Here is a 25,294-nt window from a genome sequence, read left to right as displayed (position 1 = left end):
TTTGTCACATTCGTCATTTTCCGAGCCAGTTTTTGAACCACCACTCCATGGATCGGCTCATCTCGGCCATAAAGGGGCTCGTGTGCTTGCGGGTGTAGATATCCGCGACGCGCTCCCCCACCTCGCGGGCATGCGGACGGAACATCGCGTCCATCTCGGCCACCTGCGCATCCATGGTCGCGGCATCGGCGCGGCGATAGCGCTCCTCGTGCACCAGGTTCACCACGGGATGCGCAATCGCCGGGCGCTCCTTGCGGGGCGTGCCGATGATGAGCATCGACAGCGGCATGGTATAGGGCGGCAAGTCCAGCAGCGCAGCAACTTCCTCGGCGTTCTCGACGACATCGCCGATATAGCAGCTCCCCAGCCCCAGGGCCTCGGCGGCGACCACGGCGTTTTGGGCAGCGATCACGGCATCCTGCGCCGCGATGGCAAAGTCGCCTAAACCCGGCGCGCGGCGGGGCGCCTTGCCCGTGCGCTCGACAAACTCGGGCTCAAAGCAACCCACGTGCTCAAACAGATCGATCCACTTGGCATAGTCGACCACAAATATAAGTGCCCAGGGCGCCTTGGCGATCATGGGCTGGTGGTCGCACAGGTCGGCCAGGCGATCGAGCGTTGTCTGCTCGCGGATACTCACGATGGAATACATCATCATGGCGCCTGCCGACGGCGCGCGGCTCGCCGCATGCAAAATCGCCGCCCGCTGCTCGTCGGTCACCGCTACGGGACGGTCGTTGTCATCGCGCGCAAAAGCGCGCGTGGACGAACGGTGCTCCAAAATGTCCAGCACCGCGTTGCCCGTGGTCTCGACCGGATAGCCGCCCCCGCCCATGCCAGCGCCCACGTCGCCCGCACTCGTCATACAAACCTGCTCGTTCATCGCCTTAACCTCGCCATTTCTTTAAGAAGCCTTTACGTTTCCGTGTAATTCCCGTCCATTATCGCGCAGGTCGCCACTACATTGCGCCACACCGCCACACATGCGCGCTAATATGGCTGGTTGTTGTGCGCAGCCACCAATCGCAGCGCATATCTTGGTAACAATCGGGTAAACCCCCGCTTTCGTAGTTTTAAGTTTGTGAGGAGTCTCAGCATGTTCGCAGCCGCCATCTCGCTCGTCGGTCTTGCGGCGACCGTCTTCCTTGTCTTGCGCGAGGCCAAAGCCATTCGCGCGCAGTCGGGCACCGTTGCCAAGGGCGCTCTTGCCTGGAGCGTCGCCTTCGGCCTGTTCCAGCTCTTTTTGACCATTTGGGGCGCCATGGGCCTCGTCGCCCAAAACGAGCCGCTCGCCTTTGTGATGCTCATCCTGACCAACGCCATCCTCACCGGCTGCGCCTGGGCCAGCATCGCACGCGACCGCATCGCCCCGCGCGTCCTTGCGTTCGCCGCGCCCGACGCCCCCGCCCCCACCGGCAAGCTCGCCCGTCTGCGCGGCGCCTTTGTGGGCAAACCGCTCATCGCCGCCGTGCTGTGCCTGCTGCTCGCCGGCGTCTTTGCGCTGCTGGGCATGGAGGTCTCGTCCAACCACGACTTTACCTGGGTCTACCCCCTGTGCATACTGCTCGAGTGGGCCATCATCACCACGCTCATGGTCGGCCTGTTCTTCCTGTTCCAGCGCCGCGGCGCAGCTCCCGCCGTCCTGACCTTCGCCCTCTTTATCCTGGGCATTGCCGAGTTCTTCGTCATCACGTTTAAATCCATGCCCATCCAGCCGGGCGACCTTTCGGCCATCTCCACCGCCGCGGCGGTCGCCGGCAGCGGCTACACCTACTCGATCTCGCTGTTCTGCGTGCTGTCCATGGGCTTTACCGCCATCGCCATGCTGCTATGCGAGTACGCCGGCCTGGTAGCACCGCACCGTCAGAAGGGTGCCGCCAACGCCAAGCGCATGCTGCTCACCAACCTGCTCGTAGCGGTGCTGTGCCTGGGCGGCGTGACCGCGCATGTCACGCTTATCGACTACTACAACACCCTCGGCATCACCGTCTACACCTGGCGCCCGCTCGAGAGCTACTGGCGCGAGGGCTATCTGCCTGCCTTTATTAGTGCGGCACAGTCCATCAAGCCGCCCAAACCCGCCAACTACTCCGCCGACGACGCCAAGGCAACGCTCAAAAAGTATGCCAAGGCCTATGACAAGTCCGATGCCGCCACAAGCGACGCCCGTACCGCCGCCCAAGAGCAGTTCGATAGCGAGAAGCCCACGGTCATCGCCATTATGAACGAGACCTTCTCGGATCTTTCGATCTATCAGGAGATGCACGCCGGCTACGAGGGCCCGCAGTACTTTAAGAACCTGTCCGACTGCCTCAGCCGCGGCAAGCTCTACGTGAGCGCCTACGGCGGCGGCACCGCCAATACCGAGTTTGAGTTTATGACCGGCAACTCCATGGCCAACCTGGGCTCGGGCGTGTACCCCTACACCATCTACAACATGGAAACGACCGGGAACCTGGCAGAGCAGTTCAAGTCGCTCGGATATTCCACAACGGCCATGCACCCCAACCACGCAACCAACTGGAACCGCGAGAACGTCTACAAGGACTTTGGCTTTGACCAGTTCCTGTCTATCAACGACTTCCAGGGAGCCGACACCTTGCGCGGCATGGTGACCGACCAGGCAACCTACGACAAAATCCTTGAGCTGCTCAACCAGAACGCCGACCCGCAGTTCATCTTTGACGTGACCATGCAGAACCACTCGGGCTACGATACGGGCCTGCTGCCGGCAGATAAGCAGATGCACCTGAACATCGACACGACCGATCTGGACGCCAAGACCATCGAGGACGGCACACTCTCCGATGTCGACGAGTACGTCTCGTGCATCGAGCAGTCCGACCAGGCGCTGCGCTACTTCCTCAATGCCCTGCGCAATCTCGACCGCAAGGTGGTCGTGGTGTTCTGGGGCGACCATCAGCCGTTCTTCCCGTCCAAGTTCAACGATAAGTGGTTTACCGGCGAGGACGACGCTACGCATCAGGAGCGCCTGTGGCAGACCGACTACATCATCTGGGCCAACTACGACGTTGCCGGTTGCGACCAGACGAGCGAGGTCGACGACCTGTCCATCAACTACCTGTCCACCCAGCTGATGCAGCTGATCGGCGCACCACTGACCGACTACCAGAAAGCGCACATGACGCTGCGCAAGTCGCTGCCCGCCATCAACTCGGTGGGCTACGAGGACGCTAGCCTGCGCTGGGCGCTCTCCTCCAACGTCACCGGCGAAGACGCCGTCGCCGCGGCGGCCACCAAGGCGCGCGAGGATTACGCCAAGATGCAGTACTACGAGATGTTCCGCGACGGTAAGAACGTGTACACCGAGCACCTCCAGACCGAGGCCAACGAGACCGACCCCAACCTGGCGCCGGGTACGACCAAGATCAAGTAGCGGAGATCAAGTAACGGGGTCGGGGGCCCAAATCGACGGCAGGCGGAGGTACGGGAAAGGTCTGCTGCTCAAACAGTCCTGCGCAAGACGGGGGCCACATTAAGTGGCCCCCTTTGCGTGCGGAACTCGCGACAGACCTTTCCCGTACCTCCGCCTGCCGTCGCCCCTCACCCGTTGCGGGTTGAGTGGGCTGATAAAGAAACTGCGCTCACCTCATGGTAGAAGCGTGGCCTGTCATGCGAATCGCGGAAACTGTGTCCCAGAATTCACGTCCGGAGTGGGATGCACTTTCCGCTTGAGGGCCTGTTGGGAAAGCGCATCCCACTTCAAGAGTAAATTCCGGGTCGCACTTTCCGCTAAGGCTCTCAACCGGAAAGTGCATCCCACTCCAAGCCTTAATTCCGGGACACAGTTTCCGGACAAGGCGTAAAGCGGAAAGTGTATCCCAGTCTGAGCGCCGATTCTGGGACACACTTTCCGAAACCCTGCCCATCTGGAAAGCCCATCCCACGCTCAATACATCCAGCGGATGCAGGAGAGCGTGTCTTCCAGGACGGGCTCGTCATCGGGGTGATGGAAAATGTCACCCCAAACGCTTGCCACGGTTGCTCCCGCGAGTGTCAAGAAAAAGCCTCGAGGATTTCGAGGCTTACGCTTCTGTATTATTTCGCACGCGCGGCAGCGATAGATCTACTCGCCCAGCACGGCCTTCTTGGCGGCTGCCGCCATGTTGTCCAGATCTTCCTTGGTCGGATGGTCCTTCGCGGCAACCCAGTTGTCGAGCAGCATCTTAGCGCGGGCGTTGTCGGGATCTTGCTCGAGCATGGCCTCGTAGCGCTGCTTGACCGCAGGGCCCATCTTGCCCTGGCACATCGCCCAACCTACAAGCTCGGCATCATTGGCCAAATTGGAGGTCACGCGATCGATAATCTGCTTATAATAGCTCTGGTCGGCGCCAAAACCGCAGGTGCCAAACAAAAAGACGCGCTTGCCGTGCAAGGTGGAGAGCAACGCCGCGACCGAAGGCGTGCACGCGCCCTTGTCACACCAAAAACCGACGAGCACCGTGTCGGCCGCGCAGGCGCCCTGCGCCTCGAGCGCAACCTGATCTGCATCCGCATCGTCGCTCAACGCCGCGGCATGGACAAACTCAACACCCGCAGCCTGCAGAGCGCGCTTGATCGCGCCCGAAACCATCCTGGTATTACCGCTCTTGCTGTTAACCACCAAAGAGCACGTCATAGTCACGTTGCCTCGTTTCCCCCAAAACTAAAGCCACTAATGCAATTTATTAGATGAATATCTTAGTACCAACGTGACAGATGTAAACCACCTGCCGCTAATCGGTGGCCCCTACTGGGCAAACTGGCTGCGGTAAAGATCGGCATAGAAGCCGTCTGCCGCCAGCAGCTCGTCGTGTGTGCCGCGCTCGATAATCTCGCCGTCGCGCATCACCAAAATGCAGTCGGCGTTGCGAATGGTGCTCAGGCGGTGCGCCACCACAAAGCTTGTGCGACCGGCCATGAGCTCGTCGAATGCCGCCTGCACCTGCAGCTCGGTGCGGGTATCGATGCTCGAGGTCGCCTCGTCCAGCAGCAAGATCGCCGGGTCGGTGAGCATGACGCGCGCGATGCACAGCAGCTGTTTTTGACCCTGGCTAAACGTGCCGCCGTCCTCGCCAATCACCGTGTCGTAGCCCTGCGGCAGCTGCACGATAAACTTGTGCGCATGCGCGCGCTTGGCAGCTTCGATAACCTGCTCGCGCGTGGCATCGGGACAGCCGTAGGCGATGTTATCTGCCACCGTGCCCTCGAACAGCCACGTATCCTGCAACACCATGCCAAAGGCACGGCGCAGGCTTGCGCGCGTGTAGTCACGCGAGGAACGGCCATCGACCGCAATGCGGCCGGCATCGATATCATAAAAACGCAGCAGCAAATTGATGAGCGTTGTCTTGCCACAGCCCGTAGGGCCGACCAGGGCAAAGCGCATGCCGGGCTTGGCCTCGATGCAGATATCCTGCAGCAGCTTGCGGTCGGACACGTAGCTAAAGTCCACATGCTCAAAGGCGACCTCGCCCTGCGGTGCGGCAAGCTCTATAGCGTCCGACGCGTCGGGCTCCTGCTCGCGCGCATCGAGCAGCGCAAACATGCGGCGCGCCGAGGCATACGCCGCCTGGATCTGCGTAATAACGTTGGTGACCTCGTTGAACGGCTTAGTGTACTGGTTAGCATAGGACAGAAAGATCTGCACGCCGCCCACCGTAAGCGCCGCGGGCACGCCCGTGATCACGCCCACGCAGCCGATCACAGCGACCACGGCATAGATGATGTTATTGATAAAGCGCGTGCCGGGGTTGGAGAGCGAACCCATAAACTGCGCGCGCTCGCCCGCGGTGTAGAGCTCGGCATTGAGGGCATCGAAGCTCGCTTGCGCGTTGGAGCCATAGGCAAAGGCGTCGACAAGCTTCTGCTCGCCCACGTACTCCTCGATATGACCACCGAGCTGGCCTTGGATGCGCTGCTGTGCCGTAAAGCTTTTGTTGGAGAGCTTGGCAATAGCACCGGCTGCAAAAATGGAAAGCGGCGTGACGAGCACCACCACGAGCGTCATGGTCAGGTTGATGGAAAGCATAAACGCGAGCGTGCCCACGATGGTGATAACGCCGGTGAAAAGCTGGGTAAAGCCCTGCAGCAGGCCATCGCCCACCTGATCGACGTCGTTAACCACGCGGCCCATAAGGTCGCCGTGGGCATGGCTGTCGATAAAGCTGAGCGGCATGCGGCTGAGCTTGTCGCTCGCCTCCACGCGCATGTCGCGCACCGTCTCGTAGGACAGGCGGTTGACGCAGTAGCCCTGCAGCCACTGGAAAGCCGCAGCACCTACGACGACAATCGCGAGCTTGGTGACAAGCGGCAGCAGCGCGTCGAAGTCCACCTGCCCGGCGGCGACGATCAGGTCGATGCCCTCGCCGACGAGGATGGGCGTGTAGAGCTGCAAGATCACCGAAGCGGCGGCACTCACAAACGACGCTACAAACGAAATGCGGTGCGGACGAACATAGCCCAGCAGGCGGCGGGTCACCGCACCCACGGGATAGCGCTCGGGATCGCCGGGCTGACGCGGGCCGTCACCCAAGTCACTGAGGTTATCGTTGCCGGACACGTTGGCCGTCATCGTGGCGACCGAACCGGAGGAAGTGTAGGGATTCATTTAGCAGCCCTCCTTTGCGCAGACGGATGCGGGGGCGGTCGGGGCGCCTGGGACGGGCGCGGGCGCCGTACTCCCCTGCTGACCCTCGAGCTCCTCGCGGCGAAGCTGCGACTGGCAAATCTCGCGGTAGAGCTGGCAGCTTGCATACAGCTCATCGTGCGTGCCCAGGCCCGCGACCGAGCCATGGTCGAGTACGCAAATCACGTCGGCGTCGCGCACGGTCGAGACGCGCTGGCTCACGATGATGGTCGTCAGCGGCAGCCCGCCCTCGGCGGCACCGCGCACGCTGCGCTCGCGAATGGCACGGCGAAGCGCCGCATCGGTCTTAAAGTCGAGCGCCGAGGCGGAGTCATCCATAATCAGAACCTGCGGAGAGCCCACCAGGGCACGTGCGATGGTCAGGCGCTGGCGCTGGCCACCGCTAAAGTTCTTGCCGCCCGCCTCGACCGGGGCATCTAAGCCCTGCGGCTTGTTGCGTACGAACTCGCTGGCCTGCGCCATATCGAGCGCCGCCCACAGCTCCTCGTCGGTTGCCGCCTCGTCGCGCCAGGTCAGGTTGCTGCGGATGGTGCCACTCACCAGCGACGCGCGCTGCGGGACGGTCGCGACCACGTGGCGCAGCTGGTCGAGCGGCCAGGTGCGCGCGTCGGCGCCCATCACGCTCACGCTGCCGGCGCTCGCATCGTACAGGCGCGGGATAAGCGAGACGAGTGTGGACTTGCCGCTGCCCGTGCCGCCGATAATGCCGAGCGTTTTGCCCGCCGGCAGCTCCAGGGTCACATCGTTGACGGCGTTGGCAGCGCCCGCGCCAAACGAAAAGCTCGCATGGTCAAAGCTCAGCGCGGGGACTGGAGCCGAGCCACCCGCCAGTTCGCTCGGCTTGGGCAGCGCGACCGGCTGGTTGCCCTCGTCGGTGATGCTCGGCTCACAATTGAGCACCTCGTTGATGCGCGACGCGCTGGCGCTCGCCTTGGTAAAGACCACGACCAGGTTGGCGACGTACACGATGGAGGTGAGCGTCTGCGTCATGTAGTTGACGAACGCCATAACCTGGCCCTGCGTAAGCTCACCCGCGTTGACCTGGATGCCGCCCACCCACAGGATGGCGCACACGCCTAGGTTCATCACCAAAAACGTGACGGGGTTAAGGATTGATGAGAGCTTGCCCACCGCGATGGCAACATGCGCCTGCTCATCGGCGGCTAGGGCAAAGCGCTCGCGCTCGTGATCCTCGCGCACAAAGGCGCGGACCACGCGGGCGCCCGAAAGGCCCTCGCGGCAGACAAGCGCGATGCGGTCGAGCTTTGCCTGCAGCTGCTTGTAATACGGAATGCAGCGAGCCATGACAAACCAAAACACCAAGCCGATGGCGGGCGTGCAAATCAAAAAGATGATGCCGAGCTTAAGGTCGATGGCAAGGGCCGCGCACATAGAGCCCACCGCCAAAAAGGGCCAGCGAATGAGCATGCGCACGCCCAGCGCCACGGCAAGCTGCACCTGGTTGACGTCGTTGGTGATGCGCGTGATGAGCGACGGCGTACCAAAGCGATCGAGCTCAGCATAGCTCAGCTTATTGATGTGCTGGTAGAGTGCGCCGCGGATGTCGGTGCCCATGCCCTGCGAGGTGAGCGCCGCCATCTTTTGGCAGACGAGCGTAAACGAGATGCCGATCACAGCCATGGCGGCGAGCACCATACCGTAGTGGACGACGGCGTTGACATCGCGTGCGCCAATACCCTTATCGATCATCTGGGCAATCACGAGCGGCGTAAGCAGGTCAAAGATCACTTCGATCAACTTACACGCAGGGCCAATCACCATATACCGGCGAAACTTACCACCAAAACGCCTGAGCAGCTCAATCATAAAAAGGCGCTCCCTATCATCATCTCTCTTCAATCTGATTCATGATAGTACGGCGAGCCCTGGAGATGCGTAAGCAACTCGTTACAGATGTAAGGGCGACGGTCACTAGCGCCCAAGGCATGTAGCAGCCGATGTTTTGGCAACGCCAGCGAGCGCCGCAAGACACGGGATTCAATTCTTCAGATAAATGCGCCCTCTACGGGTGATTTTTGGACGATGCGGTCCCGGTGCCGGCGGGCTGTTTGGTAGTCGAGCGATCCCGCAGGCAAAGCCGAGGACCAGCGAGACACCAAACAGCCCGCCGGCACCGGGACCGCTTCGCGGCACCAAAAAGCGCCCGTGCGCTCGATGGATTCGGATGCCCGACAGAGGCTCCTTATGGCTGCTTCCTTCCGGACCTGACCAGATTCGGAACATGTCGTCATCCGAACCCATCGAGCGCGCTTGGCGCTCGGTATATCTTACCCGCTCCTGCCCGATGGGGCAAGTGGGGCGAACCCATCTGATGGATTCGCCCCACTCGTTCATATCGCTAGCGGCGCCTGTGGTACAGGATCGCACCGCCCGCGACGGCCAGCGCGCCGGTGCCGGCTATGACCGCGAGCGCGGCCGCCGGCAGGCTGCGGTCGCCGGTGTCGGGCATACCGCCCTTGGAGCCATCGCCACTGGAGCTGCCGCCGGAGCCGTTATCGGAACCGCCACCCGAGCCTCCGCCCGGCGTGCCGGGGTTCTCGGGGGTGCCGGGCTCCTCGGCGTAGCTGTTGGTGAAGACCGGCGGCATGTTTGCGTCGCCCTCGTAGGAGACCTTCGCCGACAGATAGCCCGTCTTGGTGCCGTCTGCCGCCTCGTCGCCCACCGTGACGACGATCTTGTGCACCGCCTTGTCGTAGGTCACGTGCGCCTGGCCGTCATCGACCTCGCTCACCGTAAAGGTGTAGGTGCCGGCCTGCTTGAAGGTCAGCGCATCGAACGTGACGCTGCCATCGGCGGCATTCTTGGCGGTCGACATGACCTTGCCGTCCCGGCTCTTGAGCTCAAAGCTAAACTGGCCCGCCTTGAGCTCGGCGCCCTTGAGTACCTTGGCGGCGCCCAGCTCGAGGGTGACGGGTGCGGCCTCGTAGCCGTTGGTAAAGGTCACCGAGGTGTCGCCCACAGCATTGCCCTCGGCATCCGTCAGCTCGTGCTTGACGGTGAGCGTGCCGTTTTTGGCATCGGCAACCGTCGTGCGCACGCGGTACGTCGCCCTATCGTATGTCACGCCGCCCGCCGTTCCGGCGACCTCGCGCAGCTCGTAGCCGTGCGTGCCGGGCGCGGTGTAGGTGACGGGGCTGAGCGCGACCGTGCCGTCGGCGGCGTTCTTGCCCGTCGCCGCGACGCTCTCGCTGCCGTCGGCGGCAAGCTCGACCAGCTGGAACTCGAACTCGCCCTCGGCCAGGTCACGGCCCTTGAGCTTCTTGCTCACCTTGATCTGGTCGGTGACGGAGCTCGGCGTCGGGTTCACGATGTAGGTGTTGGTGAACTCGAACGCGCCCTTGCCCGCGGGCGTGCCCTCTGCGGGCAGGACCTCTGCGGCGAGCGTGCCCGCGTTGGTGTCCTCGACGACCCTGACCGTGAAGGTCCTGGTCGCCGTCGCGTCGTTGACCACGCCGTCGACCGAGCCGGACTCGCTCACCCGGTAGGCGAACGTCTTGGTGCGCAGACCTTGGCCGTCGATCTCGGCGTCATCGAGGTCGCTCGGCTGCTTGAACGTGACGTGGCCCAGCTTGACGTTGCCGGCGGCATCGTTGGTCGCCTCGGCCACCGTCTTGCCGGAGGCGTCGACCGGTGCAGGCGCGCCGTCCAGCGGCTCAATCTTAAAGGTGTACTTGCCCGCGATGTCGGCCTGCGCCAGGCCGAGTCCGGCCTGGCTAAGCGCCACCGTCTTGGTGCCCGCGAGGTCGACCGTCGCCTCGTTGGTACCGTAGCCGTTCACGAACGACAGCGTGCCATCAGAGCCCTCGGGATAGACCACGCTAACGTCCAGCCCGCCCTTACCGTTATCGGTCACCTTGACCGTGATGTCGAAGCTCGAGGCGGTCGCCGTCACGCCCGCGGGCAGCCGGTCCGTGCCGTCCTCGGATACGGTATAGGGAATGACCCAGGAGCCGTCGGCGGCCCTGATGGCGGTGCCGTCCGCCACCATCTGCTCGAGAGCGTCGGTGGTGTAGGCGATGGGCGAGAACGCGAGCCCCGCGGCCTCGCCGTCGCCAGAGGCCTGGTTGGTCGCGGTCGCGACCACATTGCCCTGGGCATCACGGACGGAGAACGAGAACTCGCCCGCCGCCGCGGCGCGACCCGTCAGCGTCTTGGTGACATTAATTGCCACGTTGCCCTCGCCGCCGAGCACGCCGGTGGCCTCGTAGGAGTTCTGGAACGCGACCGTCACGGGCGCGGGCGCCGCCGTGGCGTCATCTGCTGTGGAGACCTCGCCGCGGGCGACCTCGACACCGTCCTTGGCAACTGTGGTCGTGACCGTGAGCTTGCCCGTCGCGGCGTCGTAGCCGGGTGCGATGGTCACCGTGCGCGGCGCGGTGTCGTTGGTGTAGCCCACGCCGCCGAGCTTGGTCTCGGTGAGGGTGAAGCGGTAGACCTTGCCCGCGTCGGCGTCGGTGAACTTCACGTCGCCCTCCGCGGCACCGCCGATGAGGTCGACCAGGTCGGCCTCTCCGTCGTCAGCCGCGGCCACGGCGTAGGCGTCCCTGTCGGTCTTGAGGCCGAGCTTGGCGGCCGTCTCGGCGTCGGCGGTCACGGTGAAGGCAAACTGGCCCGCCTCCATGGCGCGGCCGGAGAGCGTCTTGGACAGGCGCACGCCCGCGCGGGCCGAGTAGTCGAGCTCGGTCGTGTAGGTGTTGACGAAGTCGCCGCCGCTCGCCTGCGCAATCGCGGGTGTCGTGGCCGTGAGGTTGCCGGAGCCGTCGTCGGTCACGGTCACCGTCATCGTGGCGGCGTGGCCGTCGTAGGCCACGCCGGCGATGGCAGAACCGTCATCGGGCCTGACCTCGCGCACCGTGTAGGTGAAGGTCTTGGCGCGCACGCGCTTATCGCCGACCTCAGCGAACCCGGCGTCCTTGATGTCGTTAAGCGTGTAGCGAATGGAGCCAAAGTCGAAGGCGACCCTATCGCCCGCCTTGGTGCCGGCGGCGGCCGTCACGCTGACGGTCTTGGAGCCGTCGACAGAGCCCTCGGGCATGGGTGCGCCGCCCTCGCCCGTGAGCGTGAACCGGAAGCTGTCGCCCTCCGCCCAGTCGCGGCCCTCGAGCGCCTTGGTGAAGAGCCCCGCGGTGGAGACGTCCCTGCCCTCGGTGGCCGTTCCGTACGTGTTGGTGAACGCGACGGTCGCGCCGTCCTCGGTCACGGCGTCTTCGGCCTTGGAGCCGTCAGCCCCGTTAACAGCAGTCGTGTAGCCCTCGGCGGCATCCTCGGTCACGGTGTAGCACGCGCCCACGGGCAGGCCGGCGATGGTCTTCTCCTCGCCGTCCTTGAGCGTGAAGGTTGCCTTGCCGTCCGCGAACGTCACGGCGTCATCGCCCTTGCCGAAGGTGCCGGAGACGGGCTCGCCGTCCCCGACGGTCAGCGTAACCGCAAAGCCAAACTCGCGTTGGCTGTCGCCGCCGACGACCGCCTTCTTGACGGTAAGGCTACCGGTCTTGGCGGTGTTGGTAAAGACCGCCGCCTCGACCGTACGCTTAGCAGCGTCGCCCGCATCGTCGGTCAGCTGTGCAATCTTGGTCTTGGCAGACAGCTTACCGGCGCCGTCGTCGGTCACCGTGACGGTGGCACGATAGGTGGCTTTCGAGAACGTGAGTGCCGCCTCGTCATCCGACTGCTCGGTAATCACATAGGTATAGGTGCCGGGCTTGGTGTACTCGATGGTACCGAAGTTGCCGACCTGGGCATCCTTGTGCAGCTCAATCGTCGACACGCCCTCCTTGGCGCCCTTGGGCATGGGTGCCTCGCCCTGGGCAGTCAGCGTAATGGTAAAGGCATCCGCCATAGTCCAGTTGCGACCGGAGATCTTCTTTTGAACCTTAAAGGCGTTTTCCACCTTCGTGGACTCCACGCTGTAGACGTTGGTGAAGCCCACCTGCGTCGCCTGTCCGACGGTACCCTTCTGGGGGTTCGCCTTGTCGGCAACCGCAAAGCCGTCCTCGCTCGTCATGAGGTCGCCCTTGGAGTCGAGCTCCTGTACCACGTAGTGCGCACCCATGGGCAAGGCAACCGTGACGGAGCCACCTGCCTTAAGCACGATGGCGTCCCCGCTCTTGATCTGTCCACTTACATAGGTGCCGTTGGCGCCGCTGGGACGGCCAGCATACGCAAAGGTACCGGTCAGAGGCGTTGCGCCATCGGCCTGGTAGAGCAGCACCTTAAAGGTGAATGCCTTGTTGGGCGCGACAATGCCTTCGGCGGCCGTGACCGTCTTGCTCAGCGTCAGGCGGCCGTCAGACACCTCGTCGGTAGTGGTGTTGGTCTTAACGGCAGGGTTGTTGCCAACCGCCACCGACGCCTGGTTGGAGATGTCGCCCGAAGCGCCACCGCTCTTAAACGCATCCTCGGTCACACGGACCTTAAACTGAACCGTGCCCTCCTCGCCGGCGGGAACATCCGCCAGCGTCCAGGTGAGTTTGCCGTCGTTGTCCTTGGATGCGACATCCGCGTGATCGCCCGCGAACCCCACGAACTCAGTTCCCGCGGGAACGGCGTCAGTGATCGTCACCGTGGCATACGCGCCCTCGGTGTTCTTGTAGCCGATGGTATAGGTGAGCTCATCGCCCAACTTAACGCCCGACCCCTTCGAATCCTGAGCGTCGTTCTCGGACTTCTTGGGCACGTAGTTGGTCGTGGTGCCGGTATAGCTCCTGCTCTTGTTGCCAACCGTAATGTGAGCGGCGTTGTTGACGGTGCCGACGGCGCCCTGGACACCCTTCACGGCCTCCTCGGTAATCTTGACACGCACGCGCACCGAGCCATGGCTGCCCGCGGGCTGCTCGCCCAGGTTCCAGGTAAGCAACTGACCGCTCGCAGCGCCCTTATCGGCATACTCGCCCTCAAAGGCCTCGAACACAACGCCAGCAGGAAGCTCGTCGGTCACGGTCACGCTGGCCGGAACCAGGTTACCGGCGGCATCGGCCTCGGTGTTGACCCAGTTAATGGTGTAGACGTAGGACTCGCCCACGGAGAGCAGCTGCCCGTCGATATCCACATCGGGCTTCGCGACCGTGCCGATCGTCTTGACCTTATCGCGTGTGTTGTGGAAGACGATCTTGCCGTTCTCGGTACCGTCGCGATAGGTCACCTTGGACGTAAGCTTGCCGTTGTTGTTATCGGTCACCTCGAGCAGCACGCGGCACGTCGCGGACGTGTCCACGGGACGCACGCCCTCGGGCAGGTTGGCCATGCTCTCCTTTGCCACCAGGTTAAAGCTGTAGGTGGTGGTGTGGTCGGCATTGTGACGCTTGGTGGCAACGCCATCGTTGACGGCGCTGGCAAGGTCAATCGTCTGCTCATTAGATTCGCCAGCAGCATTGCCAAGCTTAAAGTTGACCTTACCAAAGTCAACCGTAGCGATACCGCCCTCGCCCGTCTGAGTCGCGCCCCCATCCATCTTTTCGAGCGAGCCATCGGCCTTCTCGGCATACAGGTCAAACGTATACTGGCCAGCCTCGATCTTGTCGCCAGAATCCATTACCTTCTCGGCAGTAAGACCGTCGAATGTTCCGGTCGCAGCGTAGCTGTTGGTAAAGAACACCTGAGCCTTGGCAACACCGTTCTCGGAGCTAAAGGTCTTTGCGTCGTGGACATCTTCAACCGTGGTCACGGTGTAGAGCGAACCATCGCCGCGTTTCTTAACCGCAATCTCTACCTCCCAATAGGTGGAGTCGTATGTATAGCCGCCTTGGCCTGCGTCGTTCTCGACCACCTTATAGGTAAACGTCTTACCCGCATCTTTCGTCGCAAAGGTCAGGCCTCCCAAAATACCGGTATGGGACGTGCCATCGGTTTGCGGCTCATCGTTTGTAACGACAAGCTCGCCCTTATCCTTGTCCGCACGCAACAGCTCCTTAAGCTTTTCGGTTGAGGCGGTGTCCTCGCCCGTCACCGTAAAGCCAAACATGCCAGCATGCAGGTCGTGCCCGTTGAGCGTCTTGACGATCTCCAGACCGCCCTGGAGCTCGTAGCTCGTCGAGGTGCGATACCTATTGGTGAAGACGAAGCCTTCCGAGCCGGTTGCGCCATCGGCGCGGGCCACAAGCTTGCCGCCCTCATCGGTTACGGTAACGGTCAGGGTATAGGTATGCCGGTCATACTTCCACTCGCCAGGGCCGCCGTTCGGGATCAGCTCGTTAATTGCAAACTTATACGTGCCCGGCTTGTTGAAGGTGAGCTTTGAGAAGTCAATCTTTTCGTGCTCCCCGTCCTTGAGGGCCGCCGTCGTTTGCTTCTCCTCAGCGTAGCCGTTGTCCTCGCTCATCGAAGAGCCGGTGATGAGCTTGCCATCGATGGCAGTCTTGGTAGCATCGTCAGCCGCGGTCATAGCAAAGGTGAACTTGCCCGGAGCATCGGCACCGGCAACCACCTTCGTCACGGACGGGGTGCAGGTTGCCGCCTCGGTGACCGTATAGGTGTTCTTGAATTTGACCGTCGCGACACCGGTGGACGTTGCACCAGACGGATAGATCCACTGGCCCTCGAGCTCGTCCTCGCCATCGACCTGCTTGCTTACCGATGTCGTGACCCTAAGCGTGCTGTCGCCATTATCCGCCACGACAGCCTTAACCGTATGGACCGTCTTGTCGTACGTATAGCCCGTCGCCTTGTCGTCAATCTCGCTCACCGTATAGGTGAACGTCTTGCCAGCATCATCCTGAGTGAAGGTCAACCCACCCGCAGGTATCAAACTCACGGTCTTGGGGGCGTCGACCTCGACATTTGCGGTCTCAAAGACCTTGCCGTCCGTGGAAATGCCGACCTTGCTGGCAGATATCTCGTCGGCAGGCTTGACGATATAACGGAACGTGCTCTTAGGCGAGCCAAAAATGGTCGCGTCCTTCGGATACGTCAACGTCTTCTCGATCTGCAGACCGCCAGCAGCGCCATAGTCGAGGCTTGCCTCATAGCGATTCACAAACGAGACGGCAGGCGTTGTGGCGCCGGCCTCACTTGCATCGTACTGCTGCACGTAGGTAGTCGAATCTTGCTTGAGCTGGACGACCTTTTCGTCCGTCAGCGCGCTCGCGTCGGCGCCGTCGCCCAGCAGCTCCATCACACCCGCGCCCTTGAGCACCGTCGTCACGGTGTAGAGCTTGGCAGGGTCGTTTTTGCGCGCAAGAACCTTGACGAGCACGATGGCGTCGCCCGTGTAGCCTGTGTCATAGGTGTAGCCGGCAGCCGCAGGCTGGTTCTCGCGGATGCGATAGACAAACGTACGCCCCAGATCCTGCTCCGTGAGCTCACGGGCAAAGAGCTTCTCTTTCCCGCTTGCGCCCATCACGGCGCTGGACACGCCGGCCCCCGCAGCCGTATTGGACAGGCTAGCCTCGGAGCCATCGACCGATGTCTGAATGCCGTTGTACCAAAGGCCCGTCACGGCAAAGGTGAACTGGCCTGCGGTAGAGGCGCGACCCTCAAGGGTCTTGCTGACCGTCACGCCACCAAAGGTACCCGACGCATGGTACGCGTTGGTAAAGGCGGCCTTGCCGGTTACGGCCTTGTCCGCATCGGAGGCGCCGGTGTTGGCGTAGCTCACGCTCGACACGCGCAGCTTGCCCGTGTGATTACCCAACTCATCCAGATCGGTCACCACAACGGTCGCTCGTGCGGTGTGTTTGTCCATGGACATGCCCGCCTGGCCATCCTGCGCGGCGTTCTCGGTGATATTGAAGCTAAAGGTGCCCGCGCGGTTGAACGTCACGGTCGGGGCGGCTTCGGTGCCAAAGACGAACGAGGCCATGCGCCCCGACTCGGGCGCACTGGCGACAGCTTGGTTAGTGCCGATAACAACGGCCCCATCCGTCACTGCCTTTGCGGTGGTCTTACCCAGACCAGTTGCGCCGGTATCGTCCGTAGCGGCGGCAAGGTTAAAGGTATAGCTCTCGTCCTGGTTCCAGTCGCGACCGCTCACGGTCTTCTGACCCTGCAGGGTCACGCTCGTGGGATCCACGCTATATATATTGGTAAAGGAAGGCGTAACGTTCGTGTCCAACTGCTTTACCGAGCCGTCTTCTGCAATCTTGTAGTACTCGATCGAAGTCTGGATGCCAGCACCCTTCTCGGCGTTGCGCACCACGGCGTAATAGACCGATCGATCGTAGTCCATGCCCGCAGTGCTACCGAGACTCTCAGCGAACTTGTACACGTAGGCGCGTCCCGCATTCGCCTTGGCGGTATAGGAGATTTCCGGCCACGTCACTGTACCGTCGGCGTTATTGCCCACGGTTGCGGTGTTGCCCTCGGGCATGGGAGCCGTCACGCTCGTATCGACCGCATCGGGGTTGAACGTTGCGTTGACATCCGCTAGGCCGCCAACGCCCTCGAGTGTAAAGCTAAAGGTGTTCTGGGCAAGTGGGAACGTCCCGGCGTTGTCGGTCAGAATCTTTTGAGCATGGATGATGATCTTCGTTTCGTGTATATCGTAGCGGTTGGTGAAGGTTGCGACCCTATCGGCAACATCCGTCTTGGTCTCGACACCCGCGTCGTTGCACTCCTGCACTACCTTCACGCTCGTAACGACCAGAGCGCCGGCTTGGTTATCCTCCACCACAACCTTCGCAGTATAGGAGGCGGCAGAGTAGCTTATGCCGTCTGCCCTGGCATCGGATCCGGGGATAACCTCCGAGATGGTATAGGTGTAGGTACCCGGCTTGGTATAGGTAATATCGCCAAATGTCGCCGTCTGGGTATTCTTGGTGAGCTCAACCGTAGCCACCTTGCTCTTGGCACCGCCGGGCATGGGAACGCCGTCGTCGGCCGTAAGCTGCACGGTAAAGGAATCGCCATCGACCCAATCGCGACCTTCGAGCACCTTCTTGGCGCTCAGACTATTCTGGGCGTCGAGCTTTACGGGGCTGGCGCTGTAGTTGTTGGTAAACTCGAGTTTGTTGCTCGCAGGGATCTCCCCGTCCACGAGCGTTACAATCTTGCCCTCGATGGTGTTGCCAGTTCCCGACTGCTCCTCGCCACCGGCTTTGCGGCTCACGAGGCTAAAACCAGCCGGAAGCACCGACTCGTCGGCAGAGCCGGTCACAGCGTTGACGATACTCGCCAACACGTCGCCGCTGGACGCCTCGCTCTTGGTGGTGAGCTCGCTCACGCTATAGCTGTCGCCCTGCTTAAGGTCGTATACGCGGATGGTCTCGCCGGCCTTGATGGAATGGGTGTAGCCGTTCTTGAGCGTGAAAGAGTCGCCCACGGCTTTGCCGTCCGCATCGAACACATGCGCCTCGTAGCCCTTCTGGGACTCCGGCAGGGTGAACTTAAACGTAAAGGTCAGGTCGTCGCCTTTCGCATCCTTAGTGGGTGCAGTAAGACCAGTATCTGCCGTCACCGTCTTGGTCACCTGCAGGCGTGCCACACGACGGTCGGCATACTGCACGCCCGTTCCCGTGGTAAAGAGATGATTGAGCTGAAGCGTGCCCAGATTAGTACGGGTCTTGGAGGCATCGTCTATATATTTTGGATCATCCTCTTGATAAAGGGCCATGCGGTTTACGCCCGTGTCCGCATAGATAGTAGCCAGCTTGTTGTCGCGCTCGCCACCGTCCTCCACATAGCGCAGGATGGTCTTGGCACCTTGCGTCGTCTTGTCATAGCGCATATGCATCAAGTTGCCCGCAAGAGAAGGCGTCACGCCCTCGGCGGTACTTGTCTGGCCCCATGCCAGGTTTCCGTTGGCGTCAACGACCGCACTCTGCAGCTTACCCTTGATGTGCGTAAGCGTATTGTCGATCGAGTCGGGAGAGCCAAACTGCGCCAGGGAGGCAATCAGCGAACCAGGGCCGCTCATGCTGAGCACACCGTCGCCTTTCTTGCCGGCATCCACATACACACCCGAATCGTCCACGATTACCTTGGTGATGGTGTTGTTAATCTCATGGCCATCTGGACTTACAGACTCACGCAGGTAGTACGTACCCTTGATAAGGGGCGCATGATTTGTCGAATCGAGCGGGAAGCATGCGGCACCCTCTATGTCATACGGATAGGTCATGCCGTTTGCCTGCACGGTGTCATACGGCGTGGCGCCGGTTTTAATGGCATACGTGCTGGGGCTATCGCCGGTAACATCCTCGGCCTTGTATAACTCAAACGTTGCGCCGTTCACGGGTTCGCCCAGGTCGTCAACCTTCTGCACAAACAGACGGTTTTGAACGTTGGTGAGGTGGATCACCGTAGAGAACTGCCTGTTTGTCATTTGATATTGGACCATAGAGGTGTTGTCGGTGGTTGCCTCCGCCAGAGATGATGCCGTGGTGTGATACACCGCCACGGTATATTCCGCCTTCGACTTGTCCGTCATTATGGCGGCGTACTTCTCGATATCTCCGGGCAGCGACCTAACCGTTACCTCGTAGTCGCCCTTGGTGTTGACGGCAAAGACACTCGTGTCCGCCGATTTGGCAGCCTCGACCGCACCGGCAATGCCGTGCGCGGAGCACAGCATATAGCCATTGAGCGGGTTGCCCGTGACCGCCGTCCACGCACTTTCGTCCGTGTCTTTCTTAGTTTTATCGGTGCGTTTGAGCACGACAGCAAATGTCGTACCCGAGCTAATGGGATTGCTCTTATTGTCTTGCGTACTTTCAGGAAGAGAGATGGTCTCCTTGGCAGCCAGATAACCACCGTTGAGCCACATGCGGCTACCCGTCCATTGCGTTGCGTCGTCGGCCATGGTGACCGTTGTTTGCGGCGCAACCACCACGCCGCCCGTGCCACTTGCCGCGGCTGGCTTGTACTGCAAATGCAACTCGCCTGGCGTTGCAGTGGTCGACGAGGTCAGGCTCGAGCGGTATCCCGCGGGCAGGCCAACCTCTTTGAGTACAAAGTAGTCGCAATGATTGGTGTTGTGCTCTTCGTCAAACGAGAGGACGGAACCGTTCGACTTTTGAAGTATCAGCTGACCCCCGTCTTTCGTCGTACCCTGAGCGACGAGCTCACCCTTATTCCAGTCGGCATCTGGTCCATCGGACCGGTACAGCTTGAAGGTTGCGTCATTGACTGCCTCGCCGTTTTGGTCGACCTTCGCGACCTCGGACGACGGCAGGGTGGTGAGGTTGAACTTGAGCGACATGTTCGATGCACCCGCGCCACGCTCCAGATAGAAGAAGCTCAGCGTGTGCTTGGTGCTGTTGAGGAAGGTGTTGCCGGAGAAGTTGGTGGTATCTGCGCCGGCGGCTTCGAACATCGCCCTAATGGTGGTGTCTTGAATTGTCTTTTCGGGATCATTTGCATTGTCAACATGACCGACATGCACGCCACCGGTGGCGAAGTTGATCTTGAGCGTCGCCTTCTCGTGGATGCCACCCAGATCGCCCACGAGTACGCCATCGATGTACACCCAGACGTCGTCGTCACCCGAGAACTCAAAGATCATATCCTCGTTTTTGGTGGTCTTGCCTTCCTTAGGCTGGACAAACTCCGTTGTCATGGACATGCCAAAGTGGTGGTTGAGCTTATCGTTCGTTCCGTCCGTTATTCCTATAGGAGAGAGCTGACCGTTCTTCTCTTCAAAAACCTTGCGGGCCGAATCAAAGGGGAAGAACTGGCCCAGATTTGTATCTGATACTTTGCTCTTATATACGCCCGCCTTATCGTAAACGTTAAAGGAGTTGGTCGTGGGGTTATATACGGCATAGTTGCCGTTAGAACCATACGAGTCGTAAACGTAATAGCCATCTTTGAGCTGGAAGAGCCCATTCACGTTGCTGTAAACGGCCTTGCCGTCCTGTTTGCCATTGGCCTGGCTGGCATTGTTAAAGAGATAGGCCAGCGATTCATCGGTGCAATCGCCTTTCGTGCCGTATGAGGTATAGGTGCCAGCCTTGATCTCGGGATAGCCATTCACCAGCGTGTTCTTCACAAATGGAAGACGTCCAAAGCCGTCGACGCCGCTTCTTCCCGTCCATTTATTAATGCCCGATCCGGCGCCGCCATTGAACTTGAGCTGGTGATCTTTGTTGATTCCAGTGTTGTTATTACCATTATTGTTGTTTATGTTGACGGACTTATCATTGTCACCGTTCACGACCCAATAGTCGAACAGATTTACCGTGGTGCCGGTGGGATTCACCGTCTGCACGGTGTGGTTGCTAAAGGGAACCGCTTGATCGGCCGACGCACTCGTCGCGCCAAACATGAGCGCGCACGCTGCCAGCGGGACAGTCAAAAACCTCAGGACACGCTTTGCGGTATTGGTTTTCTTGCCAAAAGGCTTTAGTATTTCTCGAACTCTCGCGCACACGCGATTCATGAAGGCCTCCCCAATCCATGAGGACGGCAAGAAGCGGCTCATTATATGTGTCGTCCTCCTCATCGATGTAAATATACGCCCCCCCCCGCGCAGAAACGCAAGGCGAGACATCGCTATACAGTTAAAATTGTAACAATTTAAGCGACCCGAAATCCAACATCAGGTTGCCACTTAAGCTCAAAACTAACCATTCGCGCCCCACAAGGTAGCTAATTTGGGACGGAGCTATTTTGGCTACTTGGCCAAACCGGGCTCCCGGGGCAGTCTTTTTGGGACGGAGCTGTGCCACGGAAAGGGCCCATCTACTACGTTTAGGTCGCAGGGGTCGACCATAGCCGACTTTTTCGAAAATCGGCAAGCTCTCTACCTGCGGTTTTCTTTTTGTAAATTCCGGGATGGTCGAGGGTGGCCGGTTTAACGTAGTAGACGGCCGCATTTCGTGGCGAACGGTCCGACCCAAAGCAGCCAACCTCGAATGGACATTCTCGAAGTTGCGGTGGAATACGGACTGAATTGGCCCCTTAAAGGCAAAAACACTCCGTATTTCACCGCAACTTATAGGGAGATAGGTTTTAGAGGCGGCCGAGGTCGTAGGCTCGAGCGGCTGCCTCGCCGGCACAGATGAGGTTGGTTGTGGCTTCCTGGGGGTCGAGCGCTTGGTCAAGGGGCATGGGCCTGCGGCAAACCGGCAGAACCAAGTCGATACCCTGTCCATACACCGCATCCAGGTTGTCGGCACGACCGCCCACGACGGCGACCACCGGCTTGCTATATCGCTTCGCACGACGGGCCACGCCCACCGGCGCCTTACCGGCGGCGGATTGCTCGTCCATATTGCCCTCGCCCGTTATGACCAGGTCGGCATCGCGAACGCACTCGTCAAACCCAATCAAATCGAGCATCGTCTCCACGCCCGAGCGCAACTCCGCGCCGAGCGCCAGCAGCGCGGCACCCAAGCCGCCGGCGGCACCGGCACCGGGCACACCAAGCACCGAGCCAAATGACCGTGCACCCTCGGGCGCGCGCAGAAGCTTCTGGGCTCGCATCTCGAAAATCGCCGCATCGAGCAGACGACCGTAGCCGACCATCCAGCCGTCGTACCCGCGCAGCGCCTCGACGTCACCCGTCGGCAGGCCTTTCTGCCCGCCAAACACCGTCAGAGCGCCTCGGCGCCCCACGAGCGGATTCTCAACATCGGAAAGCACCACGATACGCACGCCATTCAGCACCCGAAGCGCTGGCGCCAAATCGATACTCACCACGTGTTCGAGACCCGCAAGACCGGGGGCGATATTGCAGCCACACTCATCGACAAGATTCGCGCCCAGCGCCTGCAGCATGCCGGCGCCACCGTCGTTGGTGGCACTGCCGCCCAAACCAATATAGATAGTCTTTGCCCCAGCACGGACCGCGCGAAGCATGAGCTCGCCCACGCCATAGGTCGAAGCCGCGATCGCCGCCGATTCCGTGCAGGGCGAATACCCAATACCCGCCGCCTCGGCCATCTCAACTACAGCCGACTCGTGCTCACCGTCCACCAGCATCCGTGCAGACACGCGATCGCCCAAGGGGCCTGCAACCTCGCAGGTCACAAGCTCGCCGCCGCGCGCGGCGACGGCGTCGAGCGTTCCCTCGCCACCATCTGCCAGCGGCAAAGCGCTCAGCTCGACATCGGGCCACACCTGGCACACGCCTTCGGCAACGGCCGCCTCCGCCTGCGCGCTCGAAACGCTGCCCTTAAAGGAATCGATCGCCAACAGCACACGGCGGGGTCGGCGGCACGCGACACCAAAATCGACCGCCTCAACGGCAATATCTTCGGCACACGTGAGTGCCTTGGCATGAGCGACATGCGCCTCAAGATCGGCCCCACAACCGCAGACAGCACCATCGGTGTCACGCAGCCCACTAAAATAGCCGCTCAACACCTCACGGCACTCGTCTGCCAGCACGCCGGCGGTCACATTAAACCGATGGTTCAGGCGCGAATCGGCATTGAGGTCATACAGCGAGCCCACCGCGCCCGCCTTGGCATCGGCCGCACCATACACGCAACGCCCCACGCGCGCGTTAACCATAAGCCCCGCGCACATGCAGCAGGGTTCGAGCGTCACGTAGACCGTACAATCGGAAAGGCGCCAACGCCCAAGCGTCTGAGCGGCGGCGCACAGGGCCAAAAACTCGGCATGTGCCGAAGGGTCCTGGTCGAGCTCACGGCGATTATGCGCCCTCGCGACAATCTCGCCCGCACGCACCACCACAGCACCAATCGGCACCTCGCCCACTGTCGCAGCGGCGCGCGCCTCCGCCAGCGCCTCGCGCATGAACTTCTCGTCGATTCCGGTGATCGTCATCGTTCGCCTTCCCTGTTGCAAATTCAAAACGATGCTATCATTACGACTCACGGAGAGATGGCAGAGCGGTTGAATGCGGCGGTCTTGAAAACCGTTGAGCGCGAGAGCGTTCCGGGGGTTCGAATCCCCCTCTCTCCGCCACCTTAGTGATTCACCGGCGTCATGGTGCGCTCAAACAGCGCATCGACCACGTCGGCCATCTCGGGTCGACGCTCAAGATCGTGGCCCGATTCCCACCAATTTGTGAACACTCGAATAATGCCACCGGCGATAAATTCCGATGTCGTCTCGAGCGAAACGGGCGCCAGGGCGTCTTCGGCAAGCGAGCTCATCACGCGCTCACGGATGGAATGCGCGATGCGGTCGCAAATCATGCCGGTCAGCATGCCCGACATGCTGCTCGCCAAAAGGTTATCCATGAGCTGCTCATGCGCCAGTACCATATTCATGGCATCGTCAAAGACCTCATGGCGAAGCGCCTGTACATCCACAAGCGGCTCCGCGTCCGCTGCGTCGGTCTGGTTTTGCGGCAAGCCCGTCATAAGCTCATCGATATAGAAGGCAAAATAATCGTTTTTATCGCGAAAATGCTTATAGAACGTCGTGCGGCGAATCAGGGCCCGGTCGCAAAGCATGGCAACCGTCAAATCCTCAAACCGATGCTCTTCCAAAAGCTCGGTAAAGGCGTCGAACAGGGCACGATAGGTTTTCTTGATGCGAAGGTCCATCCGTATCGCCATCCTCAAGGCGTAGACAGCATTCCGTAATTTGTCGCATATCTTACACCTGTACCAACCGTTCGATATTGGCGCCCCCTCCCTGGTTGAAACAAAACGCTTACCGGAAAGTTCGGCACCGCCAAAGGTTGCGGGTATACTAGATACGTTATACCAACAACGGCCGGCGCAAAACGCCGCTGCCATTCGAAACGGAGACATCATGCTTCCCGTCATCATCGGTATCGTTGTTGTCGTTGTGATCGTCTGCGCCATCGCTGGCATCTACAACAACATGGTTACCAAGCGCAATCGCATCGATAACGCCTGGCAGAACATCGACACGCAGCTGCAGCGCCGCAACGACCTGATCCCCAACCTGGTCGAGACCGTCAAGGGCTACGCCAAGCACGAGCAGGACACGCTCGCCGCCGTGATCAACGCGCGCAACACCGCCGTAAGCGCCACCACCCCCGAGGCCAAAATGGAAGCCGACAACGTGCTGACCGGTGCACTGCGCCAGCTCTTTGCCGTGGCCGAGGCCTACCCCGACCTTAAGGCGAACACCAACTTTATGCAGCTCCAGGCTACGCTCGAGGACACCGAGAACAAGGTGAGCTACGCGCGCCAGAGCTACAACGACTGCGTGCTCAGCTACAACAACGCCATCCAGACGTTCCCGGCCGTTATCTTTGCCGGCATCTTCCAGTTTAAGGAGCGCCAGGGCTTCGAGGCCGCCGAAGCTGCCCGCCAGGCCCCGACCGTCAAGTTCTAACAGATCCGCAGCGTATCCTTAATCGGGTATATGCATAAACCGCATAAACCGTCCCGTCGAATGCATACTTCGGCGGGACGGTTGCTTTTTGCCCACAGGTACCCCAGAGGGCGGCGTGCAAATTTTGAAGTTTTCAGCATCCTGGAGCCCAAAGGAACAGGAATGGGCCCACAAAACCGCGTTGAAAACCCTGATTCTGAGCCCTCAGCACCTCAGGGATCACTCATTTTCTACAGGATGCGGCTCACGGCGCCTGACTTTCGCCCAAAATCCCGTATGCATGCGCACCCGGCTGCTGAAAACTCCCAAAAATGTACGCCCCGTCCCACCCCAGGCGAGCGGCAACCGGAAAACCGCTGTTGATGTTCACTAAGAAGTGGTCCGAGTGATCACTGGGAAATGAGCACCGTGAGCACGAAAAATTGAGCAGTTTAAGCAAGAGGGCCGCGCCCCGGGGACCGGGGGCGC

The 25,294-nt window shown here is 60.9% G+C and carries 9 protein-coding genes, 1 tRNA gene and 1 other RNA gene; 3 read left to right on the top strand and 8 right to left on the bottom strand.

Annotated features, from left to right (window positions below; translation table 11 throughout):
- Window positions 1-13: 13 nt before the first annotated feature.
- Entirely contained in the window at window positions 14-883 is an 870-nt protein-coding gene (locus ACTQ1S_RS06335; RefSeq protein ID WP_441538219.1) for a nitroreductase family protein, read from the bottom strand.
- A 213-nt stretch (window positions 884-1,096) separates the two neighbouring features.
- Between ACTQ1S_RS06335 and ACTQ1S_RS06330 the strand changes: the two genes are divergently transcribed.
- On the top strand, window positions 1,097-3,397 hold the full coding sequence (locus ACTQ1S_RS06330; protein ID WP_441538217.1) for an LTA synthase family protein: 2,301 nt from the start codon (window positions 1,097-1,099) through the stop codon (window positions 3,395-3,397).
- 690 nt (window positions 3,398-4,087) lie between these two features.
- Here ACTQ1S_RS06330 and bilS read toward each other — a convergent pair.
- The 6 genes from bilS to tadA form a co-directional block, all read right to left on the bottom strand.
- Window positions 4,088-4,639 carry a flavodoxin family protein BilS gene (gene bilS, locus ACTQ1S_RS06325; RefSeq protein ID WP_441547319.1) on the bottom strand — a complete coding sequence of 184 codons (552 nt, stop codon included), beginning with the start codon at window positions 4,637-4,639 and terminating at the stop codon, window positions 4,088-4,090.
- Window positions 4,640-4,750: 111 nt separating this feature from the next.
- Complete coding sequence (locus ACTQ1S_RS06320; RefSeq protein WP_441048911.1) at window positions 4,751-6,610, bottom strand: ABC transporter ATP-binding protein; 1,860 nt, start codon at window positions 6,608-6,610, stop codon at window positions 4,751-4,753.
- Complete coding sequence (locus tag ACTQ1S_RS06315; protein ID WP_441547318.1) at window positions 6,611-8,476, bottom strand: ABC transporter ATP-binding protein; 1,866 nt, start codon at window positions 8,474-8,476, stop codon at window positions 6,611-6,613.
- Between the two features lie 342 nt (window positions 8,477-8,818).
- An RNA gene (gene ffs / locus ACTQ1S_RS06310) (signal recognition particle sRNA small type) lies at window positions 8,819-8,914 on the bottom strand.
- Between the two features lie 94 nt (window positions 8,915-9,008).
- Entirely contained in the window at window positions 9,009-20,981 is an 11,973-nt protein-coding gene (locus tag ACTQ1S_RS06305; protein WP_441547317.1) for a Spy0128 family protein, read from the bottom strand.
- 572 nt (window positions 20,982-21,553) lie between these two features.
- Entirely contained in the window at window positions 21,554-23,335 is a 1,782-nt protein-coding gene (gene tadA / locus ACTQ1S_RS06300; RefSeq protein WP_441547316.1) for a tRNA adenosine(34) deaminase TadA, read from the bottom strand.
- 51 nt (window positions 23,336-23,386) lie between these two features.
- Between tadA and ACTQ1S_RS06295 the strand changes: the two genes are divergently transcribed.
- Window positions 23,387-23,476: transfer RNA gene (locus ACTQ1S_RS06295), tRNA-Ser, on the top strand.
- Window positions 23,477-23,478: 2 nt separating this feature from the next.
- Here ACTQ1S_RS06295 and ACTQ1S_RS06290 read toward each other — a convergent pair.
- The gene (locus ACTQ1S_RS06290; protein WP_427747789.1) at window positions 23,479-24,063 is read right to left on the bottom strand and encodes a TetR/AcrR family transcriptional regulator; all 585 of its coding nucleotides are present in this window, start codon (window positions 24,061-24,063) and stop codon (window positions 23,479-23,481) included.
- Window positions 24,064-24,274: 211 nt separating this feature from the next.
- On the opposite strand from ACTQ1S_RS06290, the gene ACTQ1S_RS06285 reads away from it, so the two are divergent.
- The gene (locus tag ACTQ1S_RS06285; RefSeq protein ID WP_427719860.1) at window positions 24,275-24,826 is read left to right on the top strand and encodes a LemA family protein; all 552 of its coding nucleotides are present in this window, start codon (window positions 24,275-24,277) and stop codon (window positions 24,824-24,826) included.
- Window positions 24,827-25,294 lie beyond the last annotated feature (468 nt).

This window comes from Collinsella sp. LCP21S3_D3 (assembly GCF_052118305.1).
Taxonomy (GTDB): domain Bacteria; phylum Actinomycetota; class Coriobacteriia; order Coriobacteriales; family Coriobacteriaceae; genus Collinsella.
The sequence above is the reverse complement of the archived record's forward strand: the minus strand, read 5'-3'. Positions and strand labels throughout refer to the sequence as shown.